The organism is Massilia sp. IC2-476 (genome assembly GCF_020707295.1).
Lineage (GTDB): Bacteria > Pseudomonadota > Gammaproteobacteria > Burkholderiales > Burkholderiaceae_D > Telluria.
The window spans coordinates 193014-215082 of the sequence record NZ_JAJFER010000001.1 but is presented as its reverse complement, the minus strand read 5'-3'; the positions used below and the strand labels follow the sequence as shown (position 1 = coordinate 215082).

Here is a 22069-nt window from a genome sequence, read left to right as displayed (position 1 = left end):
CTCCATGCATGAAGCAAGCCCTCACTGCCGCCACTCCCGATTCCGTTCGCCGCCTCGACTGGTTCCAGCTTGCCGCCGGCTTTGCGCTGCTGGCCTGCCTGGTGATGGTCTGGCGCTGGGGCGGCACCGTCGCCGATTCCCAGGCCTATTACGACACCGCGCGCTGGCTGCGCGGCGAGATTCCGGCCAGTAGCCTGGTCGCGCCTTTCCCTTACCGCATCCTGGTGCCGGCAGTGGCCTCCGTTATTCCCGGCGACCTGCGCAACGGCTTCGCGATGCTGAACTGGGTGCTGGTGACGCTCGGGGCCTGCCTGATGTCCGCCTGCGTGCTGCGTGCGGGCCTCGGCCAGGGCCGCGCGGTCGCCGCCGGGCTCATGATGATCGTCTCGGCGCCGACCTTCTGGTTCGCGCCCTACCTGGTGGTGGATCCGGGCTCGGTCTGTGCGCGCGCCGCCTTCGTGCTGGCGGTGGTCTCTGGCCAGCCCTGGCTGGCCGCCGGCGCGGGCCTGCTGGGCACCGCCGTGCGCGAAGAGAACATCCCGCTGCTGGTGTGGCTGGTCGCGATGCGCCGCATCGCCTTCCTCCCCGGCCTGGCGGTGCTCGCCGCGGCGGGCGCCTGGATCGTGGCGGTGCGCTGGTGGCTCGTCACCGGCCTGCCGTCCTACACCTGGACGCCGCGCTGGGAACAGGTAGCGCACGCGCTGGGCGACTGGCGTTCGCTGGCCACCATCGTCGGCAGCGCCATCGTCGTGGTGCCGCTGGCGCTGCGCGGCTGGCGCGTGGCGCCGCCCGTGCTGCGGCCGATCGCCGGCCTGCTCGCGCTGATGGCGCTGCCGCCGCTGTACGCGGCGCTGTGCGTGCGCGTCGACGGGCGTGCGGTGTGGGGAATGTATCCCTTCCTGGTGCCCTTCGCCGCCTGCGCGCCGCTGGCCTGGCGACTATCCCGTTGACGGATTCGTCACAGGGGCTATACTGGCCCCATGAACCCACCACGCTTCATGTCGCCGCGTAAGGCCCCTTGCCAGCAGGGCAGGGGCTTTGCCGCGTCCGTCGAGCGTGACTGCGCCGCCGTTGCGCGAGCGGTGCAACAGTCGTCCCGTAACCTCGCCTGGCTCGTCCAGGCTCGGTGAGGACCACTGCCAGCGTTTTTCCGTCCTCCCGAGCCTGACCCTTCCCGATACCTGCGGCCGCCCCGTGGCCGCGACGATTCAATCGCCCTTCATCAGGGGCACCATCAGGAGTGAACAATGAAACCTTCCATCCTCGTCTCATGGCTGGACATGGACCGCCTCGACCGCATGCTCGACGCCTTGCCGGCCGCCCAGGCCGGCGCGCGCGACGCGCTGCTCGATGAACTGGGCCGCGCCGGCCTGGCTGAACCCTGGGAAATGCCGGCCGACGTCGTCACCATGAATTCGCGCGTGCGCTTTGCCTTCGACGGCGCCGACGACGAAGTGACGATGACGCTGACCTACCCCAAGGACATGAACGGCAACCCCGAGCAGCTCTCGATCCTGACGCCGGTCGGCACCGCGCTGCTGGGCCTGAAGGTGGGCGACAGCATCCGCTGGCAGCGTCCGGACGGAGCCATGTTCGACGTCAGCGTCCGCGGTATCGAATACCAGCCGGAACGCGACGGCCAGTATCACCGCTGAGCATCACCACCAGCGCCAGCACGATGGCGCAGGCGATCCAGGCCGACCACAGGGTATGGGTCAGGAAGTGCGCGCCGCGCATCTGCTGCATCCATCCCAGCGCCAGCCCGGGCGCCAGGCACAGGGCCAGGCCCCGCCACGCCCGGCGCGCGGGGCCCGGCAGCCAGAAGACCACCAGCGACACCAGCCACAGGGCGCTCGACGCATGGCCCGCGGGAAGGCAGTGGCCCGGCAGCACGCCGGCGGGCAGCGCCTCGAACAGGCGCACATACGGCTGCGCGCCGCCGTAGCGCGCCAGGTCCCAGGGGCAGTGCGCATTGCTCGACTGCTTGAGCAGGCTGACGACCAGCGGCACCAGGACGGCGGACCAGGCGACCACGCGCAGCCGCAGGCGCGCCAGCGGCCGGTCGAAGGCCCGCTGCGGCCAGATCGTGTCGCCGATGGCGAGCGCGATGATCACGCCGGCGCACACGCTCAGCGCAGTCTTGGCGATGCGGTGACTGAAGGTCGCCGTCAGCCAGGCTTCGCGCCATGGAAAGCCTGCCGTCACCCGGTCGTACTGCGCGTCGGCCAGCCACAGGTCGGCGTCGGTCCAGGCGCCCAGCGCAAGAATCAGCAGCGCGGCCAGCGCCAGCAGGGCGCCGAGCCGGATCGCCGTCGTCCTACCCAGCAGCCTGTCCTGTGCCTCAGTTGCGGACACAGGCATGGAACAGGTCGAGTTTCGGATTCAGGACGGCGGTTTCGACATTCAGCATGCCGAGCACGGAGTGAAACACGTTGTCGTGCGAGAGCGGCTGGTCGCGGCGCGCCTGCAGGCAGGCGCGGTCGATGCGGAAGCGCTGGCTGAAGCCATCCGACATCCACAGCATCATCGGCACGTGGGTCTGCTCGCTGGGAGCAAACAGGTACGGTGCGCCGTGCAGGTACATATTGTTTTCGCCCAGGGACTCGCCGTGGTCCGAGAAGTACAGCATCGAGGTGTCGACGTCGGAATCACCGGCGGCCTTGCGCAGCAGGTCTATGGTCTCGGCCAGGAAGGTGTCGGTGTACAGGATGGTGTTGTCGTAGGCGGCGACGATCGACTCGCGGGTGCAGGTTTCGAATTCGCTGCTGTTGCACACCGGCCCGAAGCGGCCGAAGCCGGCCGGGTAGCGGTGCGCGTAGGCCGGACCATGGCTGCCTTTCTGGTGCAGCACAATGACCATGTCCTGCTTCGATTGCCGGATCAGCTCGGGCAGGCCCTCGAGCAGGTCTTCGTCGTAGCACTCGTCGCCGCTGCAGTGGCGGCTGCCGGCGCCCGGGCTGGATACATCGACGAATTCGACGCGGTCGCACACACCCTTGCAGCCGGAGTTGTTGTCGCGCCAGAGGACGCGCAGGCCTGCGTGCTTCAGCACGTCGAGCAGGCCCTCCTGGTGCTTGGCCCGGGTGTCGTCGTAGCGCTCGCGCGTCATCCCCGAGAACACGCAGGGTACCGAGACCGCGGTGGCTGTGCCGCAGGACTGGACCCGTGCAAAGTTGATCAGGCCTTGTTCGCGCGCCAGGCGCGGATTGGTGTCGCGCGCATAGCCGTTGAGCGAGAAGTTGGCGGCGCGCGCCGTCTCGCCGACCACGATCACGGTGACGGTGCGCTTTGTCTGTCCGGCCCAGCGGCTGCCCTTGACGGCGTCGCGGCCGATGCTCTGCAGTGGTACCGGCGTACTCCAGCGGTTGTGCAGGTAGCCGTTGAGCGCCTGCACCGCATTGGTCGGCGTGAGCAGGTAGCGCAGCTCGCGGTGCTCGCGCACCGTGGGCGCCAGGGTCTTGAACAGTAATACCAGCAGCACGGTGGCCAGCGCCAACGCAGCGGCGACGGTGCCGGCGCGCTGGGCCAGGCCGCGCGCGCCTTGCGGGAAGCGCAGCTGCGCACGCGCCACCAGCAGCGAGGGCAGGCCCCCGGTCAGGGCGACGAACAGCAGCATGCGCCAGTTCAGCAGCTCCGCGGCCTCACGCGTGTCGGTTTCAAACATGCTCTGGATGATCGCCTTGTCGATCACGACGCCGTATTCGTTGATGAACCAGGCCGAGGCCGACGCAGTCAGCAGGAAAACGATCAGGGCCGGCTTGACGACGAAGCGGAAGCTGAAGGGCATTAAGAGTGCGTAGAACAACAGCACGACAATGGCGAAGCTGCCCGCGAGCAGCGGCAGCCGGGCGAGCGAAAAGCCGCCGACCGCGTGGACGAAATCGGACCAGAAATTGAAGTTGCCGATGGTGGCAAGCAGCAGGGCGACGGAAAAGACGAGCAGGTTGGCGCTGATGCGCCGGGACAGGATGTTTTGCACAGGTATCACTTCTGGAGCGCGCAGCCGGACTGGCTGCGATACCCGTGCAGGATACGCAGCAGCGCGTCAGCAGCTCGTCAGCAGGCCGTTAAGCCGGTGTGAACGTGATCGTGAAGCGGCTGCCGCCTTCCGGGCGCGCCTGGTAGGCAAAGCCGGCGCCCAGGAAATCGCAGATGCGGCGCGCCAGCGCGAGACCAAGCCCGGTGCCGCCCGAGCCGCTGGACGGCACGCCGGCGCCGCTGCCGAGCGTGGCGACGACAGCCGGCGGCAGGCCCGGCCCGGTGTCCTCCACCACCACCTGGCCCGGCAGCAGGCGCACCACCACTTCGCCGCGGTCGGTGTACTGGCAGGCATTGCGCACCAGGTTGCCGATGGCGGCCGCGCACAGTTCGCGCGGGGCGCGCACCGCCAGCGCCGGACCGTCGACGAAGCGCAGGCTAAGCGGCTTGCCGGCCACCAGGGCGCGGTACTTGTCGACTTCGTCTTCGGCGATCTGCTCGAGCGCCACCGGCGCCAGCGTGCCGAGCTGCGGCGCGCGCGCCAGCAGCAGGAGCACGGTGACGCATTCGGCCGCTTCGCGCGCTGCGCGGTAGATGCGCTCGGCGGGCGCACGCACGGCGGGCGAGGATTCCTGCATCAGGATCTCGGCGGCGCCCATGATCACGGTGAGCGGGCTGCGCAGCTCGTGGCTGACGTCGCCCGTGAAGTAACGCTCGCGGTCGAGGAAGGCGCGCAGCTCGCTGGTATGGGCTTCCAGCGCGCGCGCCAGCACGCCCAGTTCGTCCTTGCGGCCGGTGAGAGCGGCGGGCACCGCGTCGTTGCCGACCGCCTGCGCCAGTTCGCTGATCGGCGTGACCACGCGCGTGCCCAGGAAACCGCCCAGCAGCAGCGCCAGCAGCACGAAGCCGGCAAATACGGTGGCGAACATCGAATACACCACCAGCTCGATCTTGTCGTAGTCGCTCTCGTGGTCGACCAGTACCCAGTTGCCGCCCGCGTCGTGGCCGGCCAGCACATGCAGGCGCGTGGTGCCGACGTCGACCTTGTGCACGCCATCGGCCAGGCCGCGCAGCGTGGCCGGGATCGCTTCGTTGCGCTGGAAGCGCAGGCCGGCGGGCATGTCGACGTCGAGTCCCGCCGCCTGGCGCGGCGCGGCCCAGGCCACGGCGGCCTCGAGGCGCTTGTCGACCAGCTGCACTTCGATGCCTTCCACCGCCAGCGCCGCGATGAGGGCGAAGAAGCCGGAGGCGCCGAGGCCGAACAGGACAAAGGCGACGACGATGCGCCGTTTCAGGGAGTCAGCCGGCCGCATCGCGCTGTGCGTGAGGCTTGGCATCCGGCTGGACCAGCTTGTAGCCGACGCCGGCCACGGTCTGCAGCATCGGCACGGCGAAAGGCTTGTCGATGGCCTGGCGCAGCGCGTGGATGTGGGTGCGCAGGGCGTCGCTGTCGGGGCGATCCTCGCCCCAGACGGCCTGCTCGAGGGTTTCGCGCGTGACGATGCGCGGCGCTGCCGCCAGCAGGCAGCGCAGCAGCACATAGCCGGTCTTGGTGAGCTGCACCGGCACGCCGGCGCGCGAGGCTTCCTGCATGTCGGGGTCGTAGCAGAGCTCGCCGAAGCGCAGGGTGCTGTGGACGGCATGGGTAGACGCAGCGCGCCGCACCAGCGCCTTCAGGCGCACTTCCAGCTCCACCAGCGAGAAGGGCTTGACCAGGTAGTCGTCGGCGCCGCTGTCGAAGCCGGCCACCTTGTCGGGCAGGCTGTCGCGGGCGGTGAGCATCAGCACCGGGGTCGATTTGCCGAGCTCGGTGCGCAGCTTCTGGCACAGTTCGAGTCCGTTCAGGCCGGGCAGCATGACGTCGAGGACGATCACGTCGTAATCGTTTTCCGAGGCCAGCGCCAGCCCGCCATAGCCGTTGCGGGCGGAATCGAGCTGGTGGCCCTTCGGTTCCAGGAAACCGTAGAGGTTGGCGAGGATGTCCGGGTGGTCTTCGACGATGAGGATGCGCATCCGCCTATTCTAGTGCACTTGCACGCCGGCTTCAGCCATGGCGATAGCTGAGGCCACGGTAGGCGCGGCACCAGATGGCGAAAAACTCTTCGCCGCTCACCGTCGGCCGGTATTCACTGGATGCAAGCACCCGCCGCAGCAGTTCGGCATCCTGCCAGTCGAGTCGCGCAAACGGATGGGCCCAGCGCGGCCGGCCCGTGACGCGGCCGAACAGCAGCCGCGGCAGCAGCACCAGCACGCAGGTGGGCATGCACAGCGGAACGAGGAAGCCCCACCATGGCCCCCAGGCCAGGCCCAGCACAACCGCTGTCAGGAAAGAGGTCGCCACGGTAGCGAGGTAGAGCGGGCGTCCCTGGCGCTCGAGCCAATCGGGCGGGTATTTGCGCGCGAGCCGGCACGCGATGCCTTCCAGCACCATCAGCTGCTGGAGCGACAGGGCATCGGAATGGACGTGCAGGGGCTGGTTCACTGCTCGGCGCCTCGCAAAAGTTGTTGAACGAACCACATGTCTTCCAGAGGAAGGGTAGAGCGGCGGCTGTTAAGAACGCGTTAAGGACGATCTAACGGAACAGGGGTGGCAGCGTTGGCAAAGTGTCTGCTTTGCATTATCGTGGGGACGTTTGACGGTTTGATGACAACGTTACCGAAAGAGACCATGAAACGAATCCTTGCCGCCGCCTGCCTGGCCCTGAGCCTGTCCGCCACTGCCCATGCCGCCACCGATGCTGTTCTGACGAAACAGGTCAATGCCTTTGTCGACGAATGGCACGACGACGCGGCGCACGCGCGCATGGCCTATTTCGACAAGATGGCCGAGGACGGCGTCTACATTGGCACCGACCGTACCGAGCTGTGGCGGCGCGACGAGTTCAAGGCCTGGGCCAGGAAGTTTTTCGAACGCAAGTCGGCCTGGAGCTTCAAGGCCACGCGCCGCAACGTGTACGCCTCGCCCGACAAGTCGGTGATCTGGTTCGACGAACTGCTCGACACCCCGAACATGGGGCCGTGCATGGCGAGCGGGGTGATCCGCAAGACCGCGAAGGGCCTCGAGATCGTGCACTACCAGCTGTCGATGGCGGTGCCGAACGAGGTGGCGGGCAAGGTCACCAAGCTGATTGCCGAAGGGAAGTAGGGTGGGCGGATTCACCGCCCACGCGGTGATAACCAGCGGCTCCGCTATCGTGCCGGATGATCTTGCCTTTAACTATCACCGCGTGGGCGGGAAACCCGCCCACCCTACGGTTATCATTGTCAGATGTCGCTCCTAGATTCCCCCTACATCGGCCGCTTCGCCCCGTCGCCCACCGGCCCGCTGCACGCTGGCTCGCTGGTGGCCGCCCTGGCCAGCTACCTCGACGCGCGCGCCCACCACGGGACCTGGCTGGTGCGCATCGAAGACATCGACGAGGGCCGCAGCGTGCTAGGTGCGGCCGAAGGCATCCTGGCGCTGCTGGCCCAGCTCGGCATGCATGCCGATGGCGAGATCGTCTGGCAGAGCCGGCGCAAGCACCTGTACCAGGCCGCCGCCGACACCATCGCGGCCCATACCTATCCCTGTGGCTGCAACCGGCGCGAGATCGCCGATTCGCGCCTGGGTGTCGCGCCGGACGGCGCCGCGATCTACCCCGGCACCTGCCGTTTCGGCCTGCAGGAGGGCCGCAGCATGCGCAGCCTGCGCCTGCGCGTGCCCGAGCCAGGCTACGACGTGATTGGCTTTACCGACCGATTCGCCGGCGAGATCACGCAGCGCCTGCACGGCGAGTCGGGCGACTTCGTCCTGAAGCGCGCCGACGGTTTCTGGGCCTACCAGCTGGCGGTGGTAGTGGACGACGCCGAGCAGGGCGTCACCGACGTCGTGCGCGGGGCCGACCTGCTCGACTCCACGCCGCGCCAGATCTTCCTGCAGCGCGTGCTCGGAGTGCCGACGCCGCGCTACCTGCACGTGCCGGTGGTGCGCAACGAGAACGGCGAAAAGCTGTCGAAGCAGACCGGCGCGCTGGCCGTGGCGCCGGGGGACGAAGCGGCGGCGCTGGACGCCTTGCTGCAGGCCGCACGCTTCCTCGGCCTGCCATTGGAAAAGCCGGCATCGCTGGACGCCTTCTGGCGTACGGCGATACCGGCCTGGAGCCAGCTGCTGGCCGGGCGCGAAGGCGCGGCGCTCACCTGACCTCGCTGGGCCGGCGGCGCGACATCACCGCCAGTCCCAGCAGGCCGGCCCCGAGCATCCCCCACGTGGCCGGTTCCGGAATCGGCGCAGCCACGACGAAGCCGCGGATTTCGCCGTTCGGGTACTGGGTCGTGTGGATGTTGAGGTAAGCCTGGTTCCCGTTCATGGCATCGAGCAGCGCCGCGCTGGCCGCTGTCGGGGTGCCGCCGAACGACGCCAGGAAGGCCGGTTCGTAGACCGCGGGATCGCCGAGCTCGAAGGTGTGCGAATAGTCGCCGGCGGTGACCATCATCGGGAAGTCCAGCAGCGTGACGGCTGGTGGCGCGACGCCGGTGAAGGCCTCGAGCGTGCAGCAGTGGATGTGGGCCACGGTGGTTCCGGCAAGCAGGTCGCGGAAGGGAACCTCGGCCCGCAGCAGCGAACCGTCGATCTCGAAGGTCGCGACGCTCGAGCCTGGCGAGCCGTTGGGCGGCGACTCGGCCGGGCCGCTTGACACGGCACGGTAGATGTCGGCGCCCTGGGCCGCAGGTGCGAGCGCCGCCGTGGAAGCGGCCAGCGCAAGCGCCGTCAGTACTTTTTTCATGGCAGTCCTCCTGATCAGGAAAGATCCCGGGACACACCCGGCGGGTGTGCTGCAGAAAAAAGTAGCGCAACAGATTCCGCACGGTCCACACCGTACGGGTAATAAAAGTGCCTCAGGAATAAGTGCGTAAGAAAAAGATCAGTGCGGCATGCCGATGACTATACTGGCTTCGTCGATGGCTGCCATCGCCGGCGAACCGGCCCGCAAGGCTGCGTGCGGGCCGCTGAACCCGACCAGTTGCACCCCGCCAGGCAGGCGCAGTGTCGCTTCTCCGCCACTGGCGGCGCGGCTGGCACGGACGATCTCGCCTGCCAGGACATTCTCCTGCGTCGATGCATCGATGTGGCCGGCCACCTGGACCGCCGTCGCCTTGCACAAGGCCAGCACCTCCATGCCGCGCTGCAGGTCCAGCAGCTGAGCGCTTTCGCGGGTGATGCGGGAATGCAGGACGCTGCCGCCCGCCAGCAACAGCTGCACCCGTACCTGTCCCGCGCGCGACGCGATCGATCCCACCGTGCACGGAAACTGGTTGCGCATGCTGGTGCGCAGCGCAAACGCGGCGCGGCCGCTGGCGTCGCCCAGCGCGAAGCGCGCGAGGATGTGCTGGCGTGCGCGCGCCATCTCGTCGGCCGCTTCCAGCACGCGCTCGCCTGCCGGCGTGAGGGTGGCGCCGCCGCCGCCGCTGCCGCCGACCGCCTTTTCCACCAGCGCCGTGCCGGCCAGGTTGGCCAGGGTTTCCAGTGCCTGCCAGGCCGCCTTGTAGCTCACGCCGGCAGCGCGCGCGGCTTCGGAGATGGAACCGGCCTGGCCGACCCGGCGCAGGATATCGATGCGCTTGTCGCCGGCCTGGAAGCCCAGGACCTCGTCCAGGGGGAGGGTTCGCTTGTTCATGCCTCCTATGGTAGCAGGACGCCGATCCCGGCGCTATTCTCCGGATGAATAGCGGAGGGCGGTTTGTGCTACAGTTTCGCTATTCAAACAAGGAATAGCGAATGAACATGAAACGATGCATCGGCCTGCTGCTGGCAGCCATTGCGCTGCCCCTGGGCGCGCAGGCCGGCGAAGTCCAGGTGGCGGTGGCCGCCAACTTTGCGGCGCCGATGCAGAAGCTCGCCTCCATGTTCGAAGCCGAGACCGGACACAAGGCGGTGGTGTCGGCCGGCTCGACCGGCAAGTTCTACGCTCAGGTGAAACATGGCGCGCCGTTCGACGTGCTGCTGGCCGCCGATGACGAAACCCCGGCGCGGCTGGAGCGCGAAGGCCGGGGCACGGGACGCTTCACCTATGCCATCGGCAGGCTGGTGCTGTGGAGCCGCCAGGCGGGTGTCGTCGATGCCCAGGGCGCGGTGCTCAGGACCGGCAGGTTCGAACGTCTGGCGGTCGCCGATCCGAAGCTGGCTCCTTATGGCGCCGCGGCCTACGAGCTGCTTGGCCGGCTTGGCCTGCTCGACGCCCTGCGCCCAAGGCTGGTGCAGGGCGAGAACATCGCCCAGGCCTACCAGTTCGCCGCTACCGGCAATGCCCAGCTGGGCTTTGTCGCCATGTCCCAGGTCTACGCCGACGGCAAGCTGAAGGAAGGCTCGGCCTGGGTCGTGCCGGCCGCAATGCACGCGCCGATCCGCCAGGATGCCATCCTGCTGGACAAGGGCAGGAACAGCGCGGCGGCGAGCGCCCTGGTGCAGTACCTGAAGGGCGACAAGGCGAGGGCGCTGATCCGGTCCTATGCTTACGATCTCCCGCCGGTGCGCTGAACGATGCCGATCGAGAAGGAAGCCTGGCAGGCCATCCGGCTCACCTTCGAGCTGGCCAGCGCGACCACCGTGCTGCTGCTCCTGGTCGCCACCCCCCTGGCCTGGTGGCTGGCGCGCACGCGCTCGCGCTGGCGGGCGCCGGTGTCGGCCCTGGTGACGATGCCGCTGGTGCTGCCGCCCTCCGTGCTCGGCTTCTACCTGCTGCTCGCCCTCGGTCCCGACGGGCCGCTCGGCCGCCTGACCCAGGCCCTCGGCCTGGGCGTGCTGTCCTTCACCTTCACCGGCCTGCTGGTCGGATCGATCGTGTACTCGCTGCCCTTTGCCGTGCAGCCCATGCAGCACGCCTTCGAGGCGATGGGCAGGCGCCCGATGGAAGTGGCGGCCACGCTTGGCGCCTCGCCGCTTGACGCCTTTTTTAGCGTCGCGCTGCCGCAGGCCCGCAGCGGTATCCTGACTGCCGCGGTCCTGAGCTTCGCCCACACGGTCGGCGAGTTCGGCGTGGTGCTCATGATCGGCGGGAACATCCCCGGCAGCACCCGCGTCGTGTCGACCCAGATCTATGGCTACGTCGAGGCGATGGAATACGCGTCGGCCCATTGGCTGGCGGGCGGCATGCTGCTGTTCAGCTTCGTGGTGCTGCTGGTCCTGGGGACGCTGCGCCGCAGCCCCGCGCGGGTGCTGCCATGACCCGGGATTTCCAGGTCCGGCTGGCGCTGCCGCGCGCCGACTTCAGGCTCGACGTCGACCTGCGCCTGCCTGGCAGCGGTATCACCGTGCTGTTCGGCCGCTCCGGTTCCGGCAAGACCAGCGTGCTGCGCGGCGTTGCCGGCCTGGAGGCAGGTGGGCGCGCGCGCATCGTCGTGGGTGGAGAGACCTGGCAGGACGACGATACCGGCGTGTTCCTGCCGACCCACCGGCGTGCGCTCGGCTACGTGTTCCAGGAAGCGAGCCTGTTCGACCACCTTGACGTGCAGGGCAACCTCGACTACGGCCGCAAGCGCAGCCGCGCGCCGGGCGCCGCTGCGGCACTCGGGGAGGCCGTCGAGCTGCTCGGGATCGGGCACCTGCTACGGCGCCGCGTGGGCCAGCTCTCCGGCGGCGAGCGCCAGCGGGTGGCGATCGCGCGCGCCCTGGCCGCCACGCCACGCCTGCTGCTGCTGGACGAACCGCTGGCCTCCCTGGACGCCGCGCGCCGCCACGAGATCCTGCCCTGGCTCGAGAAGATGCATGCGGAACTGAAGATCCCGATGCTGTACGTGACCCATTCGGTCGACGAGCTGGCGCGCCTGGCCGATTACGTGGTGGTGCTGGAAGGTGGCCGGGTCAAGGCCGACGGTCCGGTGGAAGACGTGCTGTCTGCCATCGATGTCCCCGCGCTCGTGGGAGAGGAGGCGGGCGCGCTGGTGCACGGCGTGGTCGCCGAACGCAGTGCGCAGTGGCAGCTGGCGCGCATCGATGTCGAGCGTGGATCGTTCTGGCTGCGCGACGGCGGCATCCCGCTCGGGCAGCAGGTGCGCCTGAGGATCATGGCGCGCGACGTCAGCCTGGCCACGCGCGAGCCGCGGGACACCAGCATCCAGAACCACTTCCCCTGTGTCGTCGAATCGATCGCGCCGGACAGCCATCCATCGCAGGTCCTGGTGCGGGTGCGCTGCGGGCAGACCGCGCTGCTGGCCCGCGTCACGCGCCGGGCGCTGTTCGAGCTCGGCCTGGCGGCGGGCAGCCCGGCCTGGGTGCAGGTGAAATCGGCGGCGCTGCTGGCTTGAGGCGCGCCTAGTGGGGATTGCGCAGGATGGTGATCTCGCCGTCCGCTTCCAGGAAGGCGCATTTCATTTCCGGGCGCGGGCAGTCGTGCTCGCGCAGGGCTTCCTCGATGTCCGATTCCGACAGACGGCAGTTGCGGACCACCTTGTCGAAGAAGACGCCGTCGCGGCCGATCAGCACGGCGCTGCCGTCGACCAGTTTTTCGATGCTGGCGTTGCGCGAGGTGAGCAGGGCGACGAGGGAATTGATGGCCACCAGCGTTGCCGCGGCGATCAGGCCGCCGACCAGCGAATCGTCGCCGCCGTTGAGCGAGTTGGATACCGCTTCCGACAGCAGCATGACGACCAGCAGGTCGAAAGGCGTGAACTGGCCCACGGTGCGGCGCCCGGACAGGCGCACCATGACCAGCAGGAGCAGGTACACGGCTAGCCCGCGTACGATGAATTCCCACCAGGGAAGATCCATGTCAAACATATCCCCTCCGTACTGATACCGATGAGTCCCATTGTAATCAAAATGCTAATGTTCTGGACTCAAGCGTGCGGTAGGGTGGTGGGAGGCGGTTCAGACACCACATCGGATTCGAACTCTACCAACAACACCGGTGTCAAACCGGGCGTATCTCTGCCATTCCTTGCGCCAGGATGCCCGCCCCGTCGCGCCTCCGGCTCTCTCCGAAGTGGTAGAAAGAATAACTTTTTGTCGGACTGCGTTGCTGCAATAATGCTATCGAAAGCGTGTAAATATTCATATGCCAACAGGGGGATGTGATGGCCAAGAGTCGCGCTGCAGTCGTGTTCATCCATGGTTTGGCCAAGAAGCCGGAGAAGGATGAACTTCTCAAGATCTGGCACTGGGCCCTGCTCCGGGACAACCCCATGCCCAACGTCTTCGGCGAATCGAACAAGGGCATGAACCTGGATACGGAAGACGCCCCCACGATCATGTCCTACTACGCGGACGTCTTCTATGGCAAAGACTACGAGAGAGATCTCCAGTCCTACTTCGAGCAGAATCCGGTGAAGCAGGCTGGCCTGGAATTGAATTCGCAGGGCTTGACCGAGGTCGAGTCCGGCCGCGAGCCGCCGATTCCCGTTACCCCGCGCGAGGCCTATTTCCTGGAGATGCTGGAATCCAAGCTGGCGGCCAATCTTGCATTGGAAGACGATAAGGTGCCCGACGAGGCGGCGCTTCCGACCGGTTACGAGGTGGCCGGCTTCGTTCCTCGCCGCATCCGTGAGGCGATCATCAAGAAGGCGGCGATGGAGGCCTACTATTTCCTGTTCAATAAAGAATACGTCCGCCCGGATGGCGCACGCTTCATGGTGCGGGAAGCATTGCGCCAGCGCCTGCTCGATGACGTCAATCACGCCCTGGCCATCGCGGATAAAGTCGTGATCGTCTCGCACAGCATGGGCACGATGGTGGCCTATGACCTGCTGCGCAACGTCAAGGCCTGTCCACGGGTCAGTACCCTGATCACGCTCGGTTCGCCGCTCGGCGTGAGGGAAGTCCAGGCGGAACTGGCGCCGGAACGCGGCGGCCCCGATTTTCCCGAGCGTGTGGACCATTGGGTGAATATCTATGATCCCCTCGATCCCATCTGCGGTCCCGATCCGCGTTTCGCCAACGATTACCGGCCCTTCAAGGACAGGTCGGTGAAAGACATCCGTGAATCGAACTGGGGCAGCTGGCGGCATACGATCACCCATTACCTGGCCGGTGTGAAATTCCGCGCCGAGCTGACCACCGCCCTCGATCGCGCACCGGGTGTGCAATGATGTCCACGCTCGCGGATGCCATCCTGCGGGGCGAGTCCATCTGTGCCGAGCCCTGGAAAGTCGCCGAAGCCGTGTCCGTCCTGGTGGAACGCGCCAGGACCGCGCCAGGCCTGACTGCGGAACAGGTCGCTACTGCCTGCGGCACCCTGAACAAGTACCGCAACTACGAAGCGTGCCGGAACCTGGCCAGCGGCTGGACCGCGCTCGGCAACACCGACCCGACCGTGCGGCGCCACCTGGCGCAAGCCCAGATCAACCTGGGCATGCTCGACGCAGCGGACTCCTTGCTGCGTGAGCTGGTTGACGAGCTCACGCCCAGCGAGCAGGCGCCGGTCGAAGGCCTGGAATTAAGCGAAGCCAGGGGCCTGCAGGGACGGGTCGCCAAGCAGCGCTTCGTCGCGTCCCGCCAGCACAAGGCCCTCGAGACCGCATTCTGGTCCTACTACAACGGCTATTGCGAGGACAAAGGAAGGCGTGCCTGGCTCGGCGTGAATGCTGTGGCCCTGCTGGCGCGGGCCGAGGCCGAACGCCTGGCATTCCGCACCGTCGACCTGAAGGAGCTGGTGGAGGAGCTGGAATCGCAGGTACGGCCGGTCGCATCGCAGTGCTTCTGGAACCTGGCGATCATGTCTGAGCTGTCCCTGGCGGCGAACCGTTGCGACGAAGCCGAGTTCTGGCTGTACCGATTCATGCATGCGCCCGGGTGCACGCCCTTCGCGCTCGAAAGCTACGAGCGCCAGTTGCGCGAGATCTGGGGTGCGCGGCCATTCGACGATGCCGAGCGATGCCAGGACCGCCTGGCGCGTATCCTGGCGCGCCAGCTCGTGCAGAAATTCTCGACGCTGTCGGTCACCGCGCTTGATGCCGAGGATATCCGCAAGTCGCAGCAGCTGGAAAGGGTGTTTTCGCAGCAAGGCGCATTCTCGATCGACACCATCCATACCCTGCTGAAGGCCTGCAAGTCGGTCGGTTGCATTTCGTCCAGGACGACCGGCGCGCGCATGGGCACGGGTTTCCTGGTGCAACGTTCAGCGCCGCCTCCCGGCGAGCCCTCGGTGCTGTTCGTTACCAACGCCCACGTGCTGAGCGAAGAGGTGAGTGGCGCGCTACCCCGCGATGACGCGCTGGTGTCGTTTGAACTCGGGCCGCGAGATGGAGACGGAAAACTGGTGTATTACCCCATCAAGCGGGTAATCTACACCTCCCCGCCGGGGGAGCTCGGGATGCCGGGGCCGCTCAGCGAGAACCTGGATGTCACGATCGCCGAGCTGGAAGGGCTGCCTGCCGAGGCCAAGGGGCTGGGCGTCGCCACCGCACTGCCCTTGATCAACGGCCGCTCGAAGGCCTACGTGGTCGGCCATCCCAGCGGCGCCGCCCTGCAGATCGCGCTACACGACAGCACCTTGCTGGCCTACGACGAGGTGCGTCGGCTGCTGCATTACCGCACGCCGACCGAGCCGGGCAGCTCGGGCAGTCCGGTGTTCAATGAGAACTGGCGGGTGATCGCGCTGCACCATGGCGGCTCGGATGTGATGCCCTGTTTCCACCCCGAGACAGGCAACTACCAGGCGAACGAGGGGATTACCTTCAAGGCGATTGCCGAAGGCTTCGGGCCGCTCTAGTGCGGATCTAGCGTATGCGGTCCGGCCTGGGCAGCCTGCTCGGCTTCCCAGGCGGCCAGCGCCTGTTCGTAGCGCGCCAGCGCTTCCTCGTAGAGGTCGAACACGCAGGGCACACAACCGCTGCGGCAGCAGTCCTCGAGTTCGGGCTGCACGGGCGGGACGGGGCGTGGGCGGGCCATCCTAGTCGCCGCGCTCGCCGTCGCCATTCAGGATCCGCTGGATTTCCTCGCGATCCTTCCTGCTGACATGGCCGCGCAGGGCGGCCAGCACCAGCTCCTTGCCGGAACCGGAAAAGGCCTTGTGGATGAGGTCCTTGATCAGGCTGGACTGGTGGCTGTCCTGCGGCTGGGCTGGCGCATACACGTGGGCGCGGGTGCTTTCGTCGCGGGTGAGCAGGCCTTTGGCATGCATCACCTGCAGCAGACGCAGCACGTTGGCATAGGCCATGTCGGGCCGCGTGTCGACCGCCGCCTCGTGCACCTGGCGCGCGGTGGCGGGGCCGAGCTGCCACAGCAGGCGCAGCATTTCCAGTTCGGACGGGGTCGGCTTGGCGGGAACGTCGGGAGTCGTCATGGATCTAGAATAAATGACCTAGACCGCCAAGTCGAGCCGTCCTGCGTGTTGTCAGTCGTGGACGCGGTATTCGCGCAGCTGGAACACGTTCTTGCCGCCTTCGCGTTCGCATACCCCGCTCATGGTCTCTCCCTTGCGCAGCACGTGGGTGACGCGGGCGCCTTCGGCCTTGCCGGCGCAGGCCGCGTGGGCGGCGGCGGGCACTTCCGGAAGCTCGACCGCTGGTGGCTCCGGCGGCACCGGCGGGACTGGAGGGGCTGGCGGTGCCAGCGAGCCGTCTGGCAGCGCATGTGGTACCGGAGGCGCGGGTGGGGCCGGCGGTGCAGGCGGAGCGGGGGGCGGCGGGCATTTGCCCTTCACGGTCGATTCGCACTTGTAGTGGACGTGCACGCCGGCCTGCACGGCGCTCGAGGCGGCAACGCAGCCCAGCAGGGCGATGATGGCAATGGTCTTGTTCTTCATGGTGGTCTCCCTGGCTGCGGCCCGCACCGGTGCGGCGGGCCATGAACAACATCCTGCACGCCGAATGTGGAGAAAAGATGGAGCCGCCCGGCTACAGGTCGCAGCGGTAGCCGAGCCCATAAATGGAGCGGATGGCCTCCAGCCCGGGCGCGGCGGCGTCGATCTTGCGCCGCAGGTTCTTGATGTGGCTGTCGATGGCGCGGTCGGTGGCCTCCAGGCTGTCGGCGCGCGCGGCGTCCAGCAGCTGGGCGCGCGAGAACACCTGGCCCGGACGGCGCGCCAGGGTGGCCAGGATCGCGAACTCGCTCGGGGTCAGGTCGAGCGGCTGGCCGTGCACCAGCACGCGCCGGGCCGCGTCGTCGACCGCCAGCACGCGCGCGGGCGGCGTGCCCCCGGCGCGGCGCAGGATGGCCTTGATGCGCGCCATCAGCTCGCGCGGGCTGAAGGGCTTGCACAGGTAGTCGTCGGCCCCGGCCTCGAGGCCCAGCAGGCGGTCGATTTCCTCGACCCGGGCCGTCACCATGATCACCGGCAGTTCGCTGCCCGGTTTGCCGCCCTCGCGCAGGGCGCGGCACAGCGACAGCCCGTCCAGGCCAGGGAGCATCAGGTCGAGCACGACCAGGGCCGGCGTCCTGGCGCGGATTGCCTCCAGCGCGACGGCGCCGTCGCCGAAGACCTCGGGCACATAGCCGGCCGCGCGCGCGTAGTCGGCGACCAGGGCGGCCAGCTCCGGTTCGTCCTCGACGATCATGATGGCCTGGCTCATGCGGCGTCTCCCGGACACGGCAGGGACACGATCACGCGCAGTCCGCCCAGCGGCGAATGGGCGAAGTCGAGGCTGCCGCCCTGCGCTTCGAGGATGCGGCGGCACAGCGCGAGACCGAGGCCGGCCCCACCATGGGCGCGGCTGCGCGAGGCGTCGACGCGGTAGAAGCGTTCGGCCAGGCGCGCCAGGGCATCGTCCGGCACGCCGGGCGCGCTGTCGTCGATGATCAGTTGCAGCCGCTTGCCGTCGGCGCGTGCATGGAGCTGGATGCGCCCGCCCGGCATGGTGTAGCGCAGGCTGTTCTCGAACAGGTTGTCGAGCACCTGGCGCAGGCGGTCGGGGTCGGCCAGCACGATCGGCGCCGGTGGCGGCGCGCCCAGCTCCAGCGCCAGCCCGGCCGCCTCCAGGCGCCCGGCGAAACCCTGGGCCTGGCTGCCGGCGTACGCCCACAGGTCGAGCGGCACCGGTTTGCAGTCGAGCGCCCCGACGTCGGCGCGCGCCAGCGCATACAGCTCGTCGATCAGCTTGTTCAGGGCCAGCACCTGGCGCAGCATGGCGTCCAGGGTCTCGGGCGTGGCGCTGCGCACGCCGTCCTGCAGCGCCTCGAGCTGGGCGCGCAGCACGGCCAGGGGCGTACGCAATTCGTGCGAGGTGTCGGCCACCCACTGGCGGCGTGCGCTTTCCGCGCTTTGCAGCTGCCCGGCGAGCGCATTGAAGTGGCGCGCGAGCTCGCCCAGTTCGTCGCTGCGCGTGCCTGGCAGGCGCACATCGTAGCGGCCGCCGGCCAGAGCCGCGGCGCCGCCGGCGAGCTGCCGGATCGGCAGGCGGAAGTGCCGCGCCAGCAGCACCGCGGCAAGCGCGCTCAGGGCCACCGCCACCAGCACGATCAGCCACAGGCTGCTGCGCAGCTGCTCGAGGAAGGCGAGGGCCATGGCGTCGCTCGGCCGCTGGCCGGGCGTCACGCCGAGGTAGCCCACCGTGCGCCCGCCGACCTCGATGGCGCGCCTGGCCAAGGGCAGCGCAGCGGGCAGGCGGCCCGCAAGGTAGGCGCCGTCGGCGTCGAGCAGGGTGATGCGCATGGGCAGGTCGTAGGTGATGCCATCGGCGCGCGGGGCGTCGAGGCGCGGTGGCGGCAGCGGTGGCGCCGGAGGGGCGGGAGGCGCGGGTGGAGAGGGCGGAGAAGCCGGTGAAGCCGGTGAAGCCAGTGAAGCCGGGGACGCCGGGAATGGCGGCGCCATCGGCGCTGCAGGCGCCACCGGCACGGCGACCGGGCGGCGCCGGCGTTCGTCCTGCAGGCGCCGCAGTTCGCCGGCGACCCAGCCGCGCCGCGCCTCGCCCTCCGGCAGGAATTGCCAACCGCCTCCGGCCTGGTAGCGCGCCGCCAGCGCCCCCGATAATTCGTCCAGGCGGTCGAGCTCGATGCCGACAGCGTAGTCGCCGAAGCTCGCCAGCACGTTCTGGCGCAGCAGGTAGACGGCGCTGGCCGCCACCGCCAGGATGGCGAGGAGGACCGAGAAAAACAGGCGGTGGCCGATGGAAAATTTCACAATGTCGGGTCAGCGTAAGACTACGTGGAAGGGGAAGGCTTGTTTCGTGAATCGCTATAGCACGATCATCCTATTCTAAACATGGTCAAAATAGAAAATATTGAACAGTCAATTTCTCCAAGTTTGACGGAGCAGACGCAAGGTCTGGCAAGGCCTGGTCCTACAAAACGTGTGCCGAAACTCCGTGGTCGGATGGGTTCGCCTTGGCTAGGATGAACCCGTCTCAGCCACTTCCGGCTGGTCTTTCAACATGAACGGAGGCAACTATGGCATCGAATAACCAAGGCGGCAACAAAGGCGGCAAGCAGGGCGGCAACCAGCAGAGCGGCGACACCAGCAACCGCGGTTTCGCATCGATGGATCCGCAGAGGCAGCGCGAAATCGCATCCGAAGGTGGCCGTGCCGCACACGCATCGGGCAATGCGCATGAGTTCACTTCGGATGAAGCACGCCGCGCCGGCTCGCTGAGCCATGGCGGCGGTGGCGGCGGCAACCAGCAGAGCGGTGGCCAGGGCGGAGGCCAGGGTGGTGGCGGTAATCAGGCAAGCAGCGGCGGCAATACCCGCGGCGGTTCGCCTGAGCAGCACGCCAAGGCCGGCTCGCAGAGCCACAAGAACGACAAGCGCTGAACCGTAGGGTGGGCGGATATTCCGCCCACGCGGTGATAGTTGACGGCATCATCATCGAGTCCGAGATCGGAGCCGACAAGCACCTTACCTAATAGACATCCCGGCGGTAGCAGCCCTCGGCCGCGAGGGCGTCGAGCTGCTCGGCGCCCAGCACGTCGCCCAGGGCGTCGTGCACGCCGCCGGCCATCCCCTGCAGGCTGCCGCAGACATAGATCGCGGCCCCTTCTTCCACCCAGCTGCGCAGTGCATTCGCGTGTTCGTGCACCAGGTGCTGCACGTAGCGCTGCGCCGATCCGTCGCGCGAAAAGGCGAGGTCGAGCCGGGCCAGGCAGCCGTCGTCCAGCCATCCCTGCAATTCGTCGCGGAGCAGGGAGTCGTGGGCGGCATTGCGCTCGCCGAACAGCAGCCAGTTGTCGCCCTTGCCGGCGTCGATGCGCGACTTGAGCAGCGCGCGCAGGCCGGCCAGGCCGCTGCCGTTGCCGATCGCGATGAACGGACGGGCGGCGTTGCCATTCAGGCGGAAGCGCTGGTGCGCACGCACGCGCAGCCGGATCGCATCCTCCAGCGTCGCGCCTTCGCACAGCCAACCCGAGCCTGCCCCCAGGCTGCCGTCCTCGCGCCGCTGCAGGCGCACCATCAGTTCCAGCCGGCCTTCGGAAGGCAGCGAGGCGATCGAGTATTCGCGCGGGTGCTCCGGGTCGAGCGGTGCGCTGAGCTGGGCCAGGTCGCCCGCTTCCCAGGCCGGCAGTGCGCCTTCCACAGGCGCCAGCGCGATGCGGTACAGCGGGGCGCCGGCGCTGCCCGGGTTGAGCAGCTCGCGTTCCAGGATGCGCCACTCGCCGTAGGCGGGCGCTTCCCAGTCGGGCGCGTCGGCGGTGCCGGCCAGGCGCCCGATATGGTGCTGCCATGCGGCCAGCGCGTCTGCATTGCCGCGGTCGACGTCGATGCGCTCGAACAGGGGCGTGGCGCCGTGCGCCGCCAGCCAGGCGTCGAGCGCGCGGCCGAAGCCGCAGTAGTTGGCATAGCTGCTGTCACCCAGCGCCAGCACGGCGTAGTGCAGCTGCGAGAGGTCCGGCGCCGTGCCCATGGTTTCGCCGGCGAAGCGCGCGGCCGTGTCGGGGGCATCGCCTTCACCGTAGGTGCTGGCGATGAACAGGACGCGGCCGCTCCCGGCCAGCGCGCCGGGCGGCAGGTCGGACATGCAGACGGCGCGCGCCGACACGCCGCCCGTATTCAGGGTGTCGGCCGTGCGCGCGGCCAGGTATTCGGCGCTGCCGGTCTGGCTCGCATACACCACCAGCCAGTCGGCTTCTCCCGTGGCGACCTGGCCGCGCGCGGCGCGGGCGCGCCAGATCGCCAGGCACATCGCCAGGTAGGCGCCGGAGAGGGCGAGGGCGCTGCCCCAGCGTACGGGATCGGTGGGGAACATCATTGCAGCAGTTCGCGCCAGGCGGCGGACACGTGTTCGCGCAGGCCGCCGTCGATGCGCACCAGGAAGCGCGCCGCGACTCCGCGCGCGTCGGCGAAGGCGATGCCGGCATCGGGGCCCATCACGGTCAGCGCGGTGGACAGGGCATCGGCCGTCATGCAGGCGCCGGCCACCACGGTGCAGGACGCGACGCCGTTGGCGATCGGGTGGCCGGTGCGCGGGTCGAGGGTATGGGAAAGGCGCTGCTGTCCCTGCTCGAAGTAGCTCCGGTAGTCGCCCGAGGTGGCGATCGCCAGGCCGTGCAGGGCCACCACGGGCTGCGGCGTAGCGCTGGCGTCGGGCACCCCTTCGATCTCGACCCACCAGGGTTCGCCGTCCGGCTTGACGCCGGCGCCGCGCAGTTCCCCACCGACCTCCACCAGGAAGTGGCGCACGCCCAGGCCTTCCAGGCACAGGGCGAGGCGGTCGACGCCGTAGCCCTTGGCGACCGACGAGAAATCGAGGATGGCGCCGCCCGGCTGCAGCAGGCGGCGGCCGGCGCGGTCGAGCTGGGGCACGGCCTGCGCGCGGCGCGCCAGCGCAGCCGCGAGGGCCGCGGCGCCGGGCGCTGCGAAGCCGCTGTGGTCGTGGCGCGCCCGCGGGCCGAAGCCCCACAGGTTGACCAGGGCGCCGGCAACCGGATCGTAGGCGCCGGCCGTGTCCTCATGGACCTGGAGCGCGAAGTCGAGCACCTCGAAGAACTGCGGCGGCAGCGCATGCCAGCTGCCGCCCGGCGCGCGGTTGTAGCGCGACAGCAGGGACGCTTCTTCCCAGTGGCTCATCTGCGCCACGATCTCGTTCAGCTTGCGCTGGAGCTGGGCTTCCAGGTCGGCGTCAAGGCCGGGCGGGACCAGCATCCGGGCCGACCAGGTCGTGCCCATCGAACGGCCTTCCGCCTTGCACAGGCGGCTGCCGGCGGGCGGCAGCGCGAGCTCGATCGCGTGGGGTACCAGGACGTCGCGCAT

The 22069-nt window shown here is 68.5% G+C and carries 25 protein-coding genes; 10 read left to right on the top strand and 15 right to left on the bottom strand.

What is annotated here, in order from left to right; translation table 11 throughout:
- The first annotated feature begins 8 nt into the window (after positions 1 to 8).
- Both LK539_RS01030 and rnk read left to right on the top strand, forming a co-directional pair.
- Positions 9 to 950: a hypothetical protein gene (locus LK539_RS01030; RefSeq protein ID WP_227799049.1), complete on the top strand. Its 942-nt coding sequence runs from the start codon at positions 9 to 11 to the stop codon at positions 948 to 950.
- A gap of 297 nt (positions 951 to 1247) precedes the next feature.
- Positions 1248 to 1655, top strand: coding sequence for a nucleoside diphosphate kinase regulator (gene rnk / locus LK539_RS01025; RefSeq protein ID WP_227799048.1), 408 nt, complete (start codon positions 1248 to 1250; stop codon positions 1653 to 1655).
- On the opposite strand, the gene LK539_RS01020 is transcribed toward rnk, so the two are convergent.
- The 5 genes from LK539_RS01020 to LK539_RS01000 form a co-directional block, all read right to left on the bottom strand.
- Positions 1600 to 2361 carry a phosphatase PAP2 family protein gene (locus tag LK539_RS01020; RefSeq protein ID WP_227799047.1) on the bottom strand — a complete coding sequence of 254 codons (762 nt, stop codon included), beginning with the start codon at positions 2359 to 2361 and terminating at the stop codon, positions 1600 to 1602. The two genes, rnk and LK539_RS01020, sit on opposite strands and share 56 nt — an antisense overlap.
- Entirely contained in the window at positions 2342 to 3979 is a 1638-nt protein-coding gene (locus LK539_RS01015; RefSeq protein ID WP_227799046.1) for a phosphoethanolamine--lipid A transferase, read from the bottom strand. Before LK539_RS01015 ends, LK539_RS01020 begins: the two co-directional genes overlap by 20 nt.
- A gap of 88 nt (positions 3980 to 4067) precedes the next feature.
- Positions 4068 to 5315, bottom strand: coding sequence for a HAMP domain-containing sensor histidine kinase (locus LK539_RS01010; RefSeq protein WP_307729074.1), 1248 nt, complete (start codon positions 5313 to 5315; stop codon positions 4068 to 4070).
- On the bottom strand, positions 5278 to 5991 hold the full coding sequence (locus LK539_RS01005) for a response regulator transcription factor (RefSeq protein WP_227799045.1): 714 nt from the start codon (positions 5989 to 5991) through the stop codon (positions 5278 to 5280). The genes LK539_RS01010 and LK539_RS01005 overlap by 38 nt, the downstream gene beginning before the upstream one ends.
- Positions 5992 to 6022: 31 nt before the next feature.
- Positions 6023 to 6460 (bottom strand): hypothetical protein, encoded by a 438-nt coding sequence (locus LK539_RS01000; RefSeq protein ID WP_227799044.1) that lies wholly within the window; start codon positions 6458 to 6460, stop codon positions 6023 to 6025.
- Between the two features lie 186 nt (positions 6461 to 6646).
- On the opposite strand from LK539_RS01000, the gene LK539_RS00995 reads away from it, so the two are divergent.
- Together LK539_RS00995 and gluQRS are read left to right on the top strand one after the other, a co-directional pair.
- Positions 6647 to 7123: a nuclear transport factor 2 family protein gene (locus tag LK539_RS00995; RefSeq protein WP_227799043.1), complete on the top strand. Its 477-nt coding sequence runs from the start codon at positions 6647 to 6649 to the stop codon at positions 7121 to 7123.
- A 123-nt stretch (positions 7124 to 7246) separates the two neighbouring features.
- Positions 7247 to 8158, top strand: a complete 912-nt coding sequence (gene gluQRS / locus LK539_RS00990; RefSeq protein WP_227799042.1) for a tRNA glutamyl-Q(34) synthetase GluQRS — start codon at positions 7247 to 7249, stop codon at positions 8156 to 8158.
- On the opposite strand, the gene LK539_RS00985 is transcribed toward gluQRS, so the two are convergent.
- Positions 8151 to 8741: a CHRD domain-containing protein gene (locus LK539_RS00985; protein WP_227799041.1), complete on the bottom strand. Its 591-nt coding sequence runs from the start codon at positions 8739 to 8741 to the stop codon at positions 8151 to 8153. The two genes, gluQRS and LK539_RS00985, sit on opposite strands and share 8 nt — an antisense overlap.
- A 138-nt stretch (positions 8742 to 8879) precedes the next feature.
- A complete protein-coding gene (locus tag LK539_RS00980; RefSeq protein WP_227799040.1) occupies positions 8880 to 9632 on the bottom strand; it encodes a TOBE domain-containing protein in 753 nt (250 codons plus the stop codon).
- A gap of 107 nt (positions 9633 to 9739) precedes the next feature.
- Between LK539_RS00980 and modA the strand changes: the two genes are divergently transcribed.
- The 3 genes from modA to modC are packed head-to-tail and all read left to right on the top strand — an operon-like array spanning position 9740 to position 12258.
- Positions 9740 to 10492, top strand: a complete 753-nt coding sequence (gene modA, locus LK539_RS00975) for a molybdate ABC transporter substrate-binding protein (protein ID WP_227799762.1) — start codon at positions 9740 to 9742, stop codon at positions 10490 to 10492.
- Positions 10493 to 10495: 3 nt separating this feature from the next.
- On the top strand, positions 10496 to 11179 hold the full coding sequence (gene modB, locus LK539_RS00970; protein ID WP_227799039.1) for a molybdate ABC transporter permease subunit: 684 nt from the start codon (positions 10496 to 10498) through the stop codon (positions 11177 to 11179).
- Positions 11176 to 12258: a molybdenum ABC transporter ATP-binding protein gene (modC, locus tag LK539_RS00965; RefSeq protein ID WP_227799038.1), complete on the top strand. Its 1083-nt coding sequence runs from the start codon at positions 11176 to 11178 to the stop codon at positions 12256 to 12258. Before modB ends, modC begins: the two co-directional genes overlap by 4 nt.
- Positions 12259 to 12265: 7 nt before the next feature.
- Here the strand turns inward: modC and LK539_RS00960 are convergent, their stop codons facing one another.
- Positions 12266 to 12730, bottom strand: coding sequence for a DUF421 domain-containing protein (locus LK539_RS00960; protein WP_227799037.1), 465 nt, complete (start codon positions 12728 to 12730; stop codon positions 12266 to 12268).
- 296 nt (positions 12731 to 13026) lie between these two features.
- Between LK539_RS00960 and LK539_RS00955 the strand changes: the two genes are divergently transcribed.
- Entirely contained in the window at positions 13027 to 14037 is a 1011-nt protein-coding gene (locus LK539_RS00955; RefSeq protein ID WP_227799036.1) for a triacylglycerol lipase, read from the top strand.
- On the top strand, positions 14034 to 15659 hold the full coding sequence (locus LK539_RS00950; protein WP_227799035.1) for a serine protease: 1626 nt from the start codon (positions 14034 to 14036) through the stop codon (positions 15657 to 15659). Before LK539_RS00955 ends, LK539_RS00950 begins: the two co-directional genes overlap by 4 nt.
- Here the strand turns inward: LK539_RS00950 and LK539_RS00945 are convergent.
- From LK539_RS00945 to LK539_RS24520, 5 genes are all read right to left on the bottom strand, one after another.
- Positions 15656 to 15838 (bottom strand): oxidoreductase-like domain-containing protein, encoded by a 183-nt coding sequence (locus LK539_RS00945; RefSeq protein ID WP_307728959.1) that lies wholly within the window; start codon positions 15836 to 15838, stop codon positions 15656 to 15658. The genes LK539_RS00950 and LK539_RS00945 overlap by 4 nt on opposite strands.
- A gap of 1 nt (position 15839) precedes the next feature.
- Positions 15840 to 16232 (bottom strand): BlaI/MecI/CopY family transcriptional regulator, encoded by a 393-nt coding sequence (locus LK539_RS00940; RefSeq protein WP_227799033.1) that lies wholly within the window; start codon positions 16230 to 16232, stop codon positions 15840 to 15842.
- A 51-nt stretch (positions 16233 to 16283) separates the two neighbouring features.
- Positions 16284 to 16694 carry a hypothetical protein gene (locus LK539_RS00935; RefSeq protein ID WP_227799032.1) on the bottom strand — a complete coding sequence of 137 codons (411 nt, stop codon included), beginning with the start codon at positions 16692 to 16694 and terminating at the stop codon, positions 16284 to 16286.
- A 91-nt stretch (positions 16695 to 16785) separates the two neighbouring features.
- Positions 16786 to 17460, bottom strand: coding sequence for a response regulator (locus LK539_RS00930; protein WP_227799031.1), 675 nt, complete (start codon positions 17458 to 17460; stop codon positions 16786 to 16788).
- Positions 17457 to 19007, bottom strand: a complete 1551-nt coding sequence (locus LK539_RS24520; protein ID WP_227799030.1) for an ATP-binding protein — start codon at positions 19005 to 19007, stop codon at positions 17457 to 17459. Before LK539_RS24520 ends, LK539_RS00930 begins: the two co-directional genes overlap by 4 nt.
- Positions 19008 to 19273: 266 nt before the next feature.
- On the opposite strand from LK539_RS24520, the gene LK539_RS00920 reads away from it, so the two are divergent.
- Entirely contained in the window at positions 19274 to 19636 is a 363-nt protein-coding gene (locus LK539_RS00920; protein ID WP_227799029.1) for a KGG domain-containing protein, read from the top strand.
- Positions 19637 to 19724: 88 nt separating this feature from the next.
- Here the strand turns inward: LK539_RS00920 and LK539_RS00915 are convergent, their stop codons facing one another.
- Positions 19725 to 21068, bottom strand: a complete 1344-nt coding sequence (locus LK539_RS00915) for a sulfite reductase subunit alpha (protein WP_227799028.1) — start codon at positions 21066 to 21068, stop codon at positions 19725 to 19727.
- Positions 21065 to 22069 (bottom strand): FAD:protein FMN transferase, encoded by a 1005-nt coding sequence (locus LK539_RS00910; protein WP_227799027.1) that lies wholly within the window; start codon positions 22067 to 22069, stop codon positions 21065 to 21067. The genes LK539_RS00915 and LK539_RS00910 overlap by 4 nt, the downstream gene beginning before the upstream one ends.

Coding starts and splice junctions, on each gene's coding strand:
- LK539_RS00980 (WP_227799040.1), bottom strand. CDS start 9,632: ATGAACAAGCGAACCCTCCCCCTGGACGAGGTCCTGGGCTTCCAGGCC.
- modB (WP_227799039.1), top strand. CDS start 10,496: ATGCCGATCGAGAAGGAAGCCTGGCAGGCCATCCGGCTCACCTTCGAG.
- rnk (WP_227799048.1), top strand. CDS start 1,248: ATGAAACCTTCCATCCTCGTCTCATGGCTGGACATGGACCGCCTCGAC.
- LK539_RS00985 (WP_227799041.1), bottom strand. CDS start 8,741: ATGAAAAAAGTACTGACGGCGCTTGCGCTGGCCGCTTCCACGGCGGCG.
- LK539_RS00995 (WP_227799043.1), top strand. CDS start 6,647: ATGAAACGAATCCTTGCCGCCGCCTGCCTGGCCCTGAGCCTGTCCGCC.
- LK539_RS00920 (WP_227799029.1), top strand. CDS start 19,274: ATGGCATCGAATAACCAAGGCGGCAACAAAGGCGGCAAGCAGGGCGGC.
- LK539_RS00915 (WP_227799028.1), bottom strand. CDS start 21,068: ATGATGTTCCCCACCGATCCCGTACGCTGGGGCAGCGCCCTCGCCCTC.
- LK539_RS01020 (WP_227799047.1), bottom strand. CDS start 2,361: ATGCCTGTGTCCGCAACTGAGGCACAGGACAGGCTGCTGGGTAGGACG.
- LK539_RS00930 (WP_227799031.1), bottom strand. CDS start 17,460: ATGAGCCAGGCCATCATGATCGTCGAGGACGAACCGGAGCTGGCCGCC.
- gluQRS (WP_227799042.1), top strand. CDS start 7,247: ATGTCGCTCCTAGATTCCCCCTACATCGGCCGCTTCGCCCCGTCGCCC.
- LK539_RS01010 (WP_307729074.1), bottom strand. CDS start 5,315: ATGCCAAGCCTCACGCACAGCGCGATGCGGCCGGCTGACTCCCTGAAA.
- LK539_RS01030 (WP_227799049.1), top strand. CDS start 9: ATGAAGCAAGCCCTCACTGCCGCCACTCCCGATTCCGTTCGCCGCCTC.
- LK539_RS00935 (WP_227799032.1), bottom strand. CDS start 16,694: ATGAAGAACAAGACCATTGCCATCATCGCCCTGCTGGGCTGCGTTGCC.
- LK539_RS00955 (WP_227799036.1), top strand. CDS start 13,027: ATGGCCAAGAGTCGCGCTGCAGTCGTGTTCATCCATGGTTTGGCCAAG.
- LK539_RS00940 (WP_227799033.1), bottom strand. CDS start 16,232: ATGACGACTCCCGACGTTCCCGCCAAGCCGACCCCGTCCGAACTGGAA.
- LK539_RS00910 (WP_227799027.1), bottom strand. CDS start 22,069: ATGCGCGACGTCCTGGTACCCCACGCGATCGAGCTCGCGCTGCCGCCC.
- LK539_RS00950 (WP_227799035.1), top strand. CDS start 14,034: ATGATGTCCACGCTCGCGGATGCCATCCTGCGGGGCGAGTCCATCTGT.
- modC (WP_227799038.1), top strand. CDS start 11,176: ATGACCCGGGATTTCCAGGTCCGGCTGGCGCTGCCGCGCGCCGACTTC.
- LK539_RS00960 (WP_227799037.1), bottom strand. CDS start 12,730: ATGTTTGACATGGATCTTCCCTGGTGGGAATTCATCGTACGCGGGCTA.
- LK539_RS00945 (WP_307728959.1), bottom strand. CDS start 15,838: ATGGCCCGCCCACGCCCCGTCCCGCCCGTGCAGCCCGAACTCGAGGAC.
- LK539_RS01005 (WP_227799045.1), bottom strand. CDS start 5,991: ATGCGCATCCTCATCGTCGAAGACCACCCGGACATCCTCGCCAACCTC.
- modA (WP_227799762.1), top strand. CDS start 9,740: ATGAAACGATGCATCGGCCTGCTGCTGGCAGCCATTGCGCTGCCCCTG.